At 67.3% G+C, this 11,395-nt stretch carries 13 protein-coding genes and 2 pseudogenes; 5 read left to right on the top strand and 10 right to left on the bottom strand.

Annotation, left to right across the window (positions count from 1 at the left end; genetic code table 11):
* A partial coding sequence (locus MELE44368_RS26740) for a hypothetical protein (protein WP_164890162.1) occupies positions 1 to 278 on the top strand: 278 nt, incomplete at its 5' end.
* Between the two features lie 39 nt (positions 279 to 317).
* On the opposite strand, the gene MELE44368_RS19605 is transcribed toward MELE44368_RS26740, so the two are convergent.
* The 7 genes and pseudogenes from MELE44368_RS19605 to MELE44368_RS19575 form a co-directional block, all read right to left on the bottom strand.
* Positions 318 to 1,202, bottom strand: coding sequence for an LLM class F420-dependent oxidoreductase (locus tag MELE44368_RS19605; protein ID WP_128110030.1), 885 nt, complete (start codon positions 1,200 to 1,202; stop codon positions 318 to 320).
* On the bottom strand, positions 1,199 to 1,570 hold the full coding sequence (locus MELE44368_RS27425) for a hypothetical protein (RefSeq protein WP_128110029.1): 372 nt from the start codon (positions 1,568 to 1,570) through the stop codon (positions 1,199 to 1,201). Before MELE44368_RS27425 ends, MELE44368_RS19605 begins: the two co-directional genes overlap by 4 nt.
* A 329-nt stretch (positions 1,571 to 1,899) precedes the next feature.
* Positions 1,900 to 2,298 (bottom strand): DUF6262 family protein, encoded by a 399-nt coding sequence (locus MELE44368_RS19595; protein ID WP_128110028.1) that lies wholly within the window; start codon positions 2,296 to 2,298, stop codon positions 1,900 to 1,902.
* Positions 2,295 to 2,831, bottom strand: a pseudogene (locus MELE44368_RS19590) (tyrosine-type recombinase/integrase); the annotation flags it as partial. The pseudogene MELE44368_RS19590 and the gene MELE44368_RS19595, both read right to left, overlap by 4 nt.
* Positions 2,768 to 3,007 (bottom strand): annotated as a pseudogene (locus MELE44368_RS19585) (helix-turn-helix domain-containing protein); the annotation flags it as partial. The pseudogenes MELE44368_RS19585 and MELE44368_RS19590, both read right to left, overlap by 64 nt.
* Positions 3,008 to 3,112: 105 nt before the next feature.
* A complete protein-coding gene (locus tag MELE44368_RS19580; protein ID WP_128110027.1) occupies positions 3,113 to 4,426 on the bottom strand; it encodes a class I SAM-dependent methyltransferase in 1,314 nt (437 codons plus the stop codon).
* Complete coding sequence (locus MELE44368_RS19575) at positions 4,423 to 5,808, bottom strand: FAD-binding oxidoreductase (RefSeq protein ID WP_128110026.1); 1,386 nt, start codon at positions 5,806 to 5,808, stop codon at positions 4,423 to 4,425. Before MELE44368_RS19575 ends, MELE44368_RS19580 begins: the two co-directional genes overlap by 4 nt.
* A 63-nt stretch (positions 5,809 to 5,871) precedes the next feature.
* Here MELE44368_RS19575 and MELE44368_RS19570 point away from each other — a divergent pair, with 63 nt between their 5' ends.
* A complete protein-coding gene (locus MELE44368_RS19570; protein WP_046750687.1) occupies positions 5,872 to 6,318 on the top strand; it encodes an SRPBCC family protein in 447 nt (148 codons plus the stop codon).
* A 62-nt stretch (positions 6,319 to 6,380) separates the two neighbouring features.
* On the opposite strand, the gene MELE44368_RS19565 is transcribed toward MELE44368_RS19570, so the two are convergent.
* Positions 6,381 to 7,130 (bottom strand): Rv3717 family N-acetylmuramoyl-L-alanine amidase, encoded by a 750-nt coding sequence (locus MELE44368_RS19565; RefSeq protein WP_128110025.1) that lies wholly within the window; start codon positions 7,128 to 7,130, stop codon positions 6,381 to 6,383.
* A 99-nt stretch (positions 7,131 to 7,229) separates the two neighbouring features.
* Between MELE44368_RS19565 and MELE44368_RS19560 the strand changes: the two genes are divergently transcribed.
* Both MELE44368_RS19560 and recR read left to right on the top strand, forming a co-directional pair.
* The gene (locus tag MELE44368_RS19560; RefSeq protein WP_128110024.1) at positions 7,230 to 7,577 is read left to right on the top strand and encodes a YbaB/EbfC family nucleoid-associated protein; all 348 of its coding nucleotides are present in this window, start codon (positions 7,230 to 7,232) and stop codon (positions 7,575 to 7,577) included.
* Positions 7,578 to 8,189 (top strand): recombination mediator RecR, encoded by a 612-nt coding sequence (recR, locus tag MELE44368_RS19555; protein WP_046750685.1) that lies wholly within the window; start codon positions 7,578 to 7,580, stop codon positions 8,187 to 8,189.
* 85 nt (positions 8,190 to 8,274) lie between these two features.
* On the opposite strand, the gene MELE44368_RS19550 is transcribed toward recR, so the two are convergent.
* Together MELE44368_RS19550 and MELE44368_RS19545 are read right to left on the bottom strand one after the other, a co-directional pair.
* Positions 8,275 to 8,991, bottom strand: a complete 717-nt coding sequence (locus MELE44368_RS19550) for a type 1 glutamine amidotransferase (RefSeq protein ID WP_128110023.1) — start codon at positions 8,989 to 8,991, stop codon at positions 8,275 to 8,277.
* Complete coding sequence (locus MELE44368_RS19545) at positions 8,984 to 10,276, bottom strand: Mur ligase family protein (protein ID WP_128110022.1); 1,293 nt, start codon at positions 10,274 to 10,276, stop codon at positions 8,984 to 8,986. The genes MELE44368_RS19550 and MELE44368_RS19545 overlap by 8 nt, the downstream gene beginning before the upstream one ends.
* A 98-nt stretch (positions 10,277 to 10,374) precedes the next feature.
* Here MELE44368_RS19545 and MELE44368_RS19540 point away from each other — a divergent pair, with 98 nt between their 5' ends.
* Positions 10,375 to 11,394 (top strand): DEDDh family exonuclease, encoded by a 1,020-nt coding sequence (locus tag MELE44368_RS19540; RefSeq protein ID WP_128110021.1) that lies wholly within the window; start codon positions 10,375 to 10,377, stop codon positions 11,392 to 11,394.
* Position 11,395 lies beyond the last annotated feature (1 nt).

Here is an 11,395-nt window from a genome sequence, read left to right as displayed (position 1 = left end):
GGGACCGACACGCCGCCATCACTTACACCACTCCCCGGGACGTTCCCCTGGGTGGTCGTGGCGTCGTTGGCCAGATCCGTCAGCAGCTCGACGAGCTGGCAGCCGCGCGCGACCAATTGGAGTTGCTGCTGCAGGTCGTCACCGACATCTCCTCTGAGCTTGACCTGCAGGCCACGCTGCACCGCATCGTCGGCGCGGCGATCCGGTGCAGGTTGGCACGTCACCATGATGAGCAGATGCGCTTGGCGACACGGGCCGAGAACAATTGCAGCACATGATCGCCAGCCAACTGGGCGCGACGTGAGAAGGCTGTGGCGTCAGCGCAGCCGCTCTATGACGGCCGCGAAATCGTCCATCTCCGGTTCGAGCACCATGATGTAGCTGAATCCGAACTGCTCGCGCAGCCCGAGCACCTGATCGGCGATCTGTTCGACGGACCCGACCAGCAGTATGGGAGCTTCGGCGAGTTCGTCGATCATGTTTCCGGGGGTGTGCGGCAGCAACTGTTCGAACGCACCCTTCCGATCATTCGTGACGATCACCTTCTGCACAAGCAGGTTGAGCTCGATCCGGTCCATCCGCTCACCGGCGTGTGTCCGCACGAAGTCGACGCGCTCCTTCAGCTCGGAGGGCGTCGCGATTCGCGCCAACCGGCCCTCGGGTGTTGACGTCATGCCGACGAGTCCGACGATGTCGGCTTCGCGCGCGGCGAGGGTCAACATGCGGTCCCGCTCGCCGCCCAGCAGCAACGGAGGACCGGGCTGCTGCACCGGCCGCGGCTCGGCGTTGGCAAAGCATGTCCGCAGTCCAGATATCGTGGCCTCGAGGTGGTTGAGCCGCTTGCTGGGACCAGAGAAGGCTAACCCGGCGGCGGCGAATTCGGCCTTGACGTATCCGGTTCCCAGACCGAGGTCCAGCCTGCCGTCCGTCAGCTGATCGGTCGTCGCGACGTCCCTGGCGAGCAGGACCGGATTGTAGAAACTGGTGTTCAACACGAAGGTGCACACGCGTACCCGCTCGGTCGCGGCGGCGGCGAGCACGATCGCGGGGAACGGTGCCGGTTTACCTAGGTGATCGGCGACTCCGATGACGTCGTAGCCATACTCTTCTGCTTTGCGGCACTTGCTGATCCAGGCTTCCCGTCCCGACGGCGTCGTCATCGTGACACCGAATCGGAAAGAAGTCTCGGAGGAAGTGGTCATGTACCGGTGCTCCTTGCGATCGAGGCATTCGCGTTGACAGGTGCCATGTCGACGCTATCGGCTTTCCGGCCGGGTGCTAGGGGCCGTTGGTACTCACTCGACGAGCGGGAGGCGTGAACCCGCCAGCGAAGTTCGGCGAGCATGTTCGCGAGCGTTTCGGTATGGGCGGCCTGGACGATCATGTAACTGATGCCATAGCGCTGGCGCAGACGGTCGGCGATAGACGCCAACGAACCCGACAGCGCGCCCGGGTGGCGCAGCAGTTGCTCGTCGGTGAGGTGGCGCAGAACGCGCCGGGGGATCGAAAGGACTGGGCAACTCGGCGTCCGGTGGCATAAGGAAGGTTTCCCGTTTCCCGCGTCGCTCACGCGCCACCAATGCGACAACGCAATCTGTAACGGCGCCACTGGATGGGGCGTTGTCTCGGTCGCTGAGATGTTGCGCATTCCCTTTTCGACGTCATCGAACGGGCTTTAGGACGTGCATTCCGCTGTGCCGCTGAATGTCCCTCCGGCCATGGTCACCCAAGCTGCGTTATGGGGCGCAGCTGATTGATTGGTGGTGATGGAGCAGGTCTGCAGAGTCCTGCGTGCTGGCGAACAACCCAACGGACAGGGACTGGCAGATTTCGTTGGCTCGCTGGCGGTTCCAGATTGTGTCGGCCCTGTGGTGGGAAATCGATTCCACGGCACTGCGTTTAGGGTGTGGGGTCATCGAGGCGTCCGTAGAGCAGTTCGATGGTGGCTTTCTGCTGGGCCAGGGTCGCCCGCAGCTGCGTGATTTCCTCGTCTTTGGCGGCCAACCGGCGCCGTAGAGCGGTGATGATGCTGTTTTCGGCGCCGGTCGTTGCGGGCTCGGCCCTGGGTTGGTGACGATATTGGTCGATGACGGCGATCAGGTCGGGATGCTTGTAGACGGTTTTGCGTTGCACTCCTGCTCGCCGGGCGACGGCAGCGACGGTGATTTCGGCGTTGGTTTTACGCAGGTGGCGGATGGCTTTTTCGATGTCGCGGCGTTTGTCGTTGCTCCGGGCGTCGCGGTACTTCTTGAGCGCCTGTCGAGCTTTTTCGGTGGGTGGCGGGGGGCGTCGGCTCATTGAGGTGAACCGGGGTCGGCTTTACGCAGCACGGATTCGTGGCTGCCGCGGGTCTTGATCTGCAGCAGTGGCAGCCGGTGGGCGGTGCCGGCCCCAGCGACGGTCTTACCGTCCGCGGTGATTGCAGAGTCACCGCGGAGGCGTTCGATAATGGCATCGAGGGAAGCGATTTCGCGTCGGCGCTGGTGAATCCACACATTGTCGTCGGTCAGTTCGCGTCCGGTACGGGCGCGGTACTGGGATCGGCGTGTAGTGATCAGCGACTGTGTTCCGGTGCGCTGATCGACCAGTTCATCAATGTGGGTGGCGTCGGTGGCGAAGTGTCCGCACGACAGGCAGGCGTTGCCTTTGTCGCAGGTCTTCAGCGGCGGCAGCAGACAGACCCCGTTGGGCAGCACCCGGTCGGTGCGCGACGACAACTGAGTCAGATCGTAGATATCGGAAGGGCTGATGGCGATCTCGGCGCCGTGCGCCCCGATCTTCTTGTGCTTGAGGAACTCGGCCTCCGCAGTGGCGGCCAGCGTCGGCTGGAACGATCCACCATGGCCGCCGCACCGCCGGCCCGATAACGATCAGCCCACTTCTTGGCCGTGGCCGGTGAACATTGGAACCGCTCAGCCGCGCGCCGCAGGCTCCAACCCTGATCAACAACAGCCTGCGCAAGCCGCAACCGGCCGCGCGAAGTCAATGAAGCGTTAGCGTGGACCATGAGGACCTCTCGGAATCGGGGTGTGTGTGGTAACCACACCGATACCGGAGGTCTTCACCTACTTCCCGCTAGCCACGCCGTTCACAATCTGTCTGAGAGTTACAGCTAGGGCGTCCACCACGGCCGCAGCGGAAGACCGCCGTCGTTGCCGTGGCTGTCGAGCTTGACCGCCAGCACCTGGTGCAACTGCACCACGTTGGTCTCGAAGCCCAGTCGCGAGCCCGCCATGTACAGCCCCCACACCTTGGCGGTGGGCAGGCCGACCTCGGCGACGGACTCGTCCCAGTGCTCGACGAGGTTGCGGCACCAGTCGCGCAGCGTGAGCGCGTAGTGGTGGCGCAGGTTCTCCTCGTGCAGCACCTCCAGGCCGACGTCCTGGGCCTCGGTGATGATGCGCCCGGAGCCGGTGAGCTCACCGTCGGGGAAGACGTAGCGGTCGATGAAACCGCCCGCGGTGGGCGCGGACCTGTTGTCGGGGCGGGTGATGCAGTGGTTGAGCAACAGGCCGCCGGTGCGCAGCTTGGACCGCAGGAACCGGAAGTACGCCGGGTAGTTGTGCACGCCGATGTGCTCGGTCAGCCCGATCGAGGACACCGCGTCGAAACCGGATTCGCGCACATCGCGGTAGTCACCGTGGCGCACCTCGGCGAGATCGGTCAGGCCGTCCTCGGCGATGGCCTTCTGCGCCCACGTGGCCTGCTCCTTCGAGAGCGTGACACCGATCGCTTTCACACCGTGTCGCGCCGCATAGCGCACCATGCCGCCCCAGCCGCAGCCCACGTCGAGCAGCCGGTCACCCGGCTTCAGGTGCAGCTTTTCGAACACCAGCCGGTACTTGTTGTCCTGCGCCTCCTCCAGCGTCGCGTCGGCGTGCGGGTAGCACGCGCAGGTGTAGGTCATCGAGGGCCCGAGCACCCATTCGTAGAACCGATTCGACACGTCGTAGTGGTGATGGATCGCCTCGGCGTCACGGGTTCTGCTGTGCCGCAACCCCTCCGCGATGCGGCGCCACCGCGGCAGCGCCTCCTGCGGCGGCGGCGCGATCGGCTTGAGGTGCTCGAAGCCCAGCGACCGCACGATGTTGGCCAGCACCCGCGGCGACGGCCTCTTGAAGTCCATCTTGCCGGCGAGCGCCTTGAGCAGTTCGTAGGGGTCGCCCGGATGCACACCGCGGGCCTCGAGGTCACCCGAGACGTACGCCCGCGCCAGGCCCAGGTCACCCGGAGCGGTCGCGAGATAGGTTGTGCCGCGGGGGGTCAGCAGATCGAGGCCCAACGGGGCGTCTTCGGGGCCCGCGGTGCTGCCGTCGTAGGCGGTGAACCGCAGCGGCAGCGTGCCACCGGCGAGGATCTCCAGGATCTCGGCGAGCGTGAGCTTCCTGCTCGACGTCCGGGCCGGGTGTTCTCTGAACGTCGTCATCGTCTTTGCACCGCCTTCGCATACAGGTCGAGTAGACGTGAGTCGGGATCGTAGCTTTTTTTGACCGTCTTGTAGGTTTCTCCGCCGTACAGTTCGTCAAACTCCTCGCGGCTGTAATACGCATCGGAGTACAGCGACTTGTGCCCGTCGAGTTCGCTGACCTTGCGTTCGATCAGCCGGTTGGTGTGGCCCTCTTCCGGTCCGACCGGCACCGACGACCAGAAGCCGACGTTGACGTAGGTGCGGCGGGGCTGGATCGGGTACAGCGGCCAGCTCTGGTCGCCGCGAAGTCGCAGCGGGCACAACCAGATCGGTTCGATCGGAACGTTGTAGAGAAACCAGTGCAGGAACTCGGCGGTCCGCGTGATCGGCACCTCGATGTCCTGGACGACCCGTTCCCGGGGTGGGCGGCCGTGGCGCATCTCGATGCGGTCGGCGATGTTGAAGCGCTGGTCGTAAGCGATGAGCTTCCAGTAGAAGCTGCTGCGCCGGTAGCGCCGGGGCCAAAGCCGGCGAATCCGCGGGTTCTGCGCGCCGAAGGCCCGCGAACACCAGAACCAGTCGGTGTCCCACCGCCACAGGTAGTCGTGAATGGTGAGCCGGTCGTGCTTTTCACCGTCCTGGCCGGAGTGCTGGATGGAGCGGTAGTAGATCTGCTGGCCGGTGTAGTCGCTGACCGGTCCCGGTGTCGCGGTCTGCGTGCCCAGCGTCAGGTAGCTCTCCTCGGCGGAGAACACCACGCCGTCGAGGTAGTCCACCGGTGTGCCGTCGTGGTCGCGGGTCTCGACGATGCGGTCCATCGCGGCGACCATGTCCTCGAGCGTGTGAAATCGCAGGTGCCGCAGCGCGACGAACGGTTTGACGGGTTCCAGCTCGATCTTGAGTCGCACCGAATACCCGAGCGTGCCATAGGAGTTGGGGAACGCGCGATACAGGTCGTCGTGCTGTTCCGGTGAGGCGGTGAGGATCTCACCCGCGCCGGTCAGGATGTCCATCTCCAACACCGACTCGTGGGGCAGCCCGTTGCGGAACGACGCCGACTCGATGCCCAGCCCGGTGACCGCCCCGCCGAGGGTGATCGTCTTGAGCTGCGGCACCACCAGCGGCGAGAGCGCGTATGGCAGCGTGGCCGCGACCAGCGTCTCGTAGGTGCACATGCCTGCGACGTCGGCGGTGCGGGCGTCGGGGTCGACGGCGACGACCCCGGTCAGGCCCGAGACGTCGAGGCCCTTGCTTTTGGTCTTGGCGCGGGCGCGGAACAGATTCGAGGTCGGTTTGGCAAGACGTACGGTGGCGTTCGGCGGGATCGCCCGGTAGCTGTCCAGGAGCCGCTGGACCCCCGCCGCGTGAGCAGCACGTGCGTCGGTTTTCTCAGCAGACACGGATATACGCTAGTCGGCGTCCGCCGCTGATGCGACCGCACAGTCAAACCAGGAGATGTCCAGATGGCACAGGTCAGCGCAGCCAGCACGGTCTTGGTCGAGGCGCCGCCGGAGAAGGTGTTGGCGGCGATCGCGGACTACTCGACCGTGCGGCCCGAGATCTTGTCCCCGCACTACCGCGATTACAAGGTGCTCGAGGGCGGGCAGGGCGCGGGCACGGTCGCGTCGTGGAAACTGCAGGCCACCAAGTCGCGGGTGCGTGACGTCAAGGCCACCGTCGACGTCGCGGGCCACACCGTCATCGAGAAGGACGCCAACTCGTCGATGATCACCAACTGGACCGTCGCCCCCGCGGGTGAGGGGTCCACCGTCACGGTCAAGACGACCTGGCAGGGCGCCGGCGGCGTCGGCGGCTTCTTCGAAAAGATCTTCGCACCGCTGGGGTTGCGCAAGATCCAGGACGAAGTGCTGGCCAACCTCAAGTCCCACGTCGAGCGGGAATCTCGTTAAGAGGTCGATTACAAGCACCTGGTGCGAGCAATCAACCCTTTAGAGCGCAAAGCGGGGGCGGGCTAGGTGGTGGCCAGGAAACCCGCGATTCCGCGCACCACGGCGTCGGCGTACTTCTGCCGGCCCTCGGGTGTCTTCATCAGCCCCGAGTCCGCAGGGTTCTTCATGTTGCCCAACTCGACGAGGATGGACGGGTATTGCGCGAGGTTCAGGCCCGCGATGTCCGAGCGCGGATTGAGCCCGCCCGTGCCGATGTAGGTGGCGGGCACGAACCCGGAGGCCTTCAGCTGGTCCCGCATGATCTGGGCGAACCGCGGCGACGGCCCGGCCTGCGCCTCGTTGAGCGGCGGCGACGAGTACAGCACGTGGAAGCCCCGGCCCGTCGGAGGCCCGCCGTCGGCGTGGATGCTCACGATCGCGTTCGGCTTCAGCGAATTGGCCATCGCCGCGCGTTCGTCGACGCAGGGGCCGAGCGCGTTGTCGTTGCCGCGCGACATCGCGGTGCGCACGCCGAGCTTGGTGAGCGCCTGGCGGATGCGCAGCGTGGTATCCCAGGCGAAGGTGTGCTCGGCATAGCCGTCGTCGGTCGAGGTGCCGCTGGCCTGGCAGTCCTTGGTGCCGCCGCGGCCGGTCGGCACCTGGCGGCTGATCGAGTCGTCGTTGGCGCCGTTGTGTCCGGGATCGAGGAACACGATCTTGCCGGCGATGGGCGACGGTGCGGCGCGGACGTCACCGGCAGGGCTGACGAGCGTCGACGCGGCGACGACGAAACACGACGCCACGGCGGCGCCGACACGCAGGCGGGCAGGCACGGGCGTCACCGTAGCCCCGAGCGCGACTACGCTGAAAGGCCAAACCGCCCCAGGCGGGCGACAGAGACCAAGTCGATACCAATACGCAAGGGGACCGTCATGCAACCCGGAGGCACACCGCCCGGAGGCCAGCCCGATATGTCGGCGCTCCTCGCTCAGGCGCAGCAGGTGCAGCAGCAGCTGATGGAGGCGCAGGAGGCGCTGGCGAACGCGCAGGTCCACGGCCAGGCCGGCGGTGGGCTGGTGCAGGTCACGATGAAGGGCAGCGGCGAGGTGGTCGCGGTGTCGATCGACCCGAAGGTGATCAATCCTGAGGATCCCGAAACGCTGCAGGATCTCATCGTCGGCGCCATCGGCGACGCGGCCAAGCAGGTCACGATCCTGGCGCACGATCGGCTGGGGCCGTTGGCCAGCGGCATGGGTGACCTCGGTCTGCCGGGAATGTAATTGTTCGAGGGCCCCGTCCAAGATCTGATCGACGAGCTCGGCAAGCTGCCCGGGATCGGGCCGAAGAGCGCGCAGCGGATCGCGTTTCATCTGCTGTCGGTCGAGCCGCCCGACATCGACCGGTTGACCGCGGCGCTGTCGAAGGTGCGTGACGGCGTCAAACACTGCGCCGTGTGCGGCAACGTGTCCGACGACGACCGGTGCCGCATCTGCTCCGACACCCGCCGCGACGGATCGGTGGTGTGTGTGGTCGAGGAGCCCAAGGACGTGCAGGCCGTCGAACGCACCCGCGAGTTCCGCGGCCGCTACCACGTGCTCGGCGGGGCGCTCGATCCGTTGTCGGGGGTGGGCCCCGAGCAGCTGCGGATACGCGAGTTGCTCAACCGGATCGGGGAGCGCGTCGACGGCGTGGACATCACCGAGGTGATCATCGCCACCGACCCGAACACCGAGGGCGAGGCCACCGCGACGTATCTGATGCGGATGCTGCGCGACATCCCGGGGCTGACGGTGACGCGGATCGCGTCGGGCCTGCCGATGGGCGGCGACCTGGAGTTCGCGGACGAGCTGACCTTGGGTCGGGCCCTGGCCGGCCGCCGCGCGATGGCCTGACTATCCTTCGCCGAAATCGACGCTTTGGCGGAAAAGCACGAGCGAAACCCGCCAAATCGTCGATCTCGACGCAGGGTGTATGGGCCTAGACGCGGCGGGGGGCCGCCAACCGCTCGCGGCGCAGCTGCTCCACCTCGCGAAGCTCCAACGCCGCCAGCTCGCCAACGACGCGCGACAACAGGTAGTCCGCTAGCTGCGGGTTACGCGCCAGACACGGCCCGTGCAGGTAGGTCGCGACGACGCTACCCTGCACCGCACCGTCGAACCCGTCGCCGGCCCGGTTGCCCGCGCCGCTGATCACCCGCGCAAGCGGTTGCGCCGACGCGCCCAAAACCGTTCCGCCGCGATGATTCTCGAAGCCGGTGAGCTTCTCGGACAGCTCAGGCAGCAGCGGCTGCGACACCACCTCGCCGATCGTCCTGCTGGACTGCGGCGACGTCGTCACATCCAGCAGGCCCACCCCCTCGACCCGCTCGCCCGACGACGTCTCATACCAGTGGCCCAACACCTGGATCGCCGCGCAGATCGCCAGCACCGGCGCCCCGCGCGAAACCGCCTGCTGCAGCCCCGGATACCGCAGCAGGTGCCGGGTGGCCAGCCGCTGTGCGTAATCCTCGGCGCCGCCGAGGGTGTACAGATCCAGTTCGGCGGGCACCGGATCCGCCAGCGTGATCTCCACGATTTCGGCGGCGAAACCCCGCAGCCGCAACCGTTCCCGCAGCACCACCGCGTTGCCGCCGTCGCCGTAGGTGCCCATCACGTCGGGCAGCACCAACCCGATCCGCACCGTCGACTCAGCCATGTTCCCCCCGGTCGTCCCCTGTCCTGCGGACGTGGGCCCCACGCTCCTGCCCCCTGGGACCACGACGCTCCAACTCCCGGTTCAACTGCAGAAACGCGGTGTAGTTCGCGATCACCTCGACGTGCCCGGGCGGGCACGACGCGATCGCCGCGACGGTGTCATGCACCAGCGTGTGCTCGACCCGCGCATACCCCAGCCGCACCGCGAGATCGGTGCCTCGTTCGCCGGCCGCCACCACCTGCGTGTCCTCGAAGTGCTCGAAACGCACATCCCAGAGCCACGACAGGTCTTCGCCGTCGGGCACCTGGCCGTTGACCGAAATCACCACGCCCGCACCGTGTTTGTCGACCATCGACAGCGCTTCCTGCCATCCGGCGGGGTTCTTGGCCAGCAACACCCGCACCGTGTGCTCGCCCAGGCGCACGGTGCGGTACCGTCCCGCGACCTCGTCCACGGCCGACACCGCTGCCACCGCCGCGGCGGCGTCGGCGCCCATCGTCACCGCCGCGGCCACCGCCTGCGTGGCATTTCCGCGGTTGACCGACCCGGGCAGCGCCAGCGTCATCGGCAGCGTGATGCCCTCTGGGCCATAGATGTTGGTCTCGTCGAACCACCAGTGCGGCGTGGGTCGCTTGAAATCGGTTCCGCTGGAATACCAGTGCGCACCGTCGCGCACGATCATCTCACCCGACCGCGGGCAGCTCACCGAGTCATTGGCCCAGCCCGCGCCCGCGGCCACCCACACCACGTTGGGGCTGTCGTAAGCCGCCGACGTCATCAGCACGTCGTCGCAGTTGGCCACCACCACCGCCGACGGATGCCGCGCCAATCCCGCCCGCAGCGTGCGTTCGATGTGGTTGATCTCCCCGACACGGTCGAGCTGGTCGCGCGAGAGGTTCAGCAGCACGACGACCGCGGCTTCCACCGCGTCCAAGACGTGCGGCACGTGCATCTCGTCGACCTCCAGCGCGGCCAGCGGCGCGTCAGGGGCCGCGGCCAGCGCGGCGACCAGCCCGGCGTCCATGTTCGCGCCGGTGTCGTTGGTCGCGACCGGGCCGAGCGTGCGCAGCGCCGCGGCGATCATCCGGGTGGTGGTGGACTTGCCGTTGGTCCCGGTGACCACCACGCTGCGACGGCCCCGGCCGAGCTGGCGCAGCAGCGACTTGTCCAGCGCCAGCGCGACGAGCCCGCCGATCATCGCGCCGGCACCACGCCCGGTGACCCGCGACGCCCATCGCGCCGCGGCCCCGGCCGCCAGCGCGGCCCGCCCTCGAACGGTCACCATTCCCGGCAGTCTATGAGGCTTCAGAAAGGGCCCCGACACGCTGGACACCGAAACGGCGAGGTCCCTGGATTGTCGGACTACCGTGCCATCCTCGAATTGTGAGCCACGCTGATGCGGGATGTCGCCGGCCGGGCGGCTCATGGGGCCGACCGGCGCACGAGGCCGGCGCCGGCTGGGCGGTCGTCGACGTGGAAACCAGCGGTTTCCGCCCCGGCCAGGCTCGCGTCGTCAGCATCGCCGCGCTCGCCCTCGGCGACGACGGCAACGTCGAGCAGAGCCTCTACAGCCTGCTCGACCCCGGCGTCGACCCCGGCCCCACCCATGTGCACGGGCTGACCGCAGAGATGCTGCACGGCCAACCGTGCTTCGGTGACATCGCCGACGCGCTGATCGAACTGCTCGACGGTCGCACCCTGGTCGCCCACAACGTCGGCTTCGACTACTCGTTTTTGGCCGCCGAGGCCGAGCTGGTGGGCGAGGAACTGCCCATCGACACCGTGATGTGCACCGTCGAGCTGGCCCGCCGCCTCGACCTGGGCACCGAGAACCTGCGGCTGGAGACCCTGGCCGCGCACTGGGGCGTCACCCAGATGAAACCGCACGACGCGCTCGACGACGCGTTGGTGCTCGCCCAGATCCTCAAGCCGGTGCTGCTGCGGGCCCGCGAGCGCAAGGTGTGGCTGCCCGTGCATCCGGTGACGCGGCGCCGCTGGCCGAACGGCTTGGTCACCCACGACGAACTGCGCCCGCTGAAGATGCTGGCCGCGCGGTTGCCGTGCCCGTACCTCAACCCCGGCCGGTACGTGCGCGGCAGGCCGCTGGTGCAGGGCATGCGCATCGCGGTGTCGGCCGAGGTGCAGCGCACCCACGAAGAGCTCATCGAGCGGATCCTGCACGCCGGGCTGGCCTACACCGACACCGTCGACCTCGAGACGTCGCTGATGATCTGCAACGAGCCCGAACCCGAGCACGGCAAGGGCTACCAGGCCAGACAGCTCGGCGTTCCGCTGGTCACCGACGCCGACTTCCTGACCCATCTCGACGGCGTCGTCGCCGGCACCGGCATCGAGGAGTTCACCGACATCCGCGCCGCCGGGGAGCAGTTCGCGCTGTTCTAGC

This window comes from Mycolicibacterium elephantis DSM 44368, from assembly GCF_004014805.1.
In the GTDB taxonomy this organism is placed as follows: domain Bacteria; phylum Actinomycetota; class Actinomycetes; order Mycobacteriales; family Mycobacteriaceae; genus Mycobacterium; species Mycobacterium elephantis.
The sequence above is the reverse complement of the archived record's forward strand: the minus strand, read 5'-3'. Positions and strand labels throughout refer to the sequence as shown.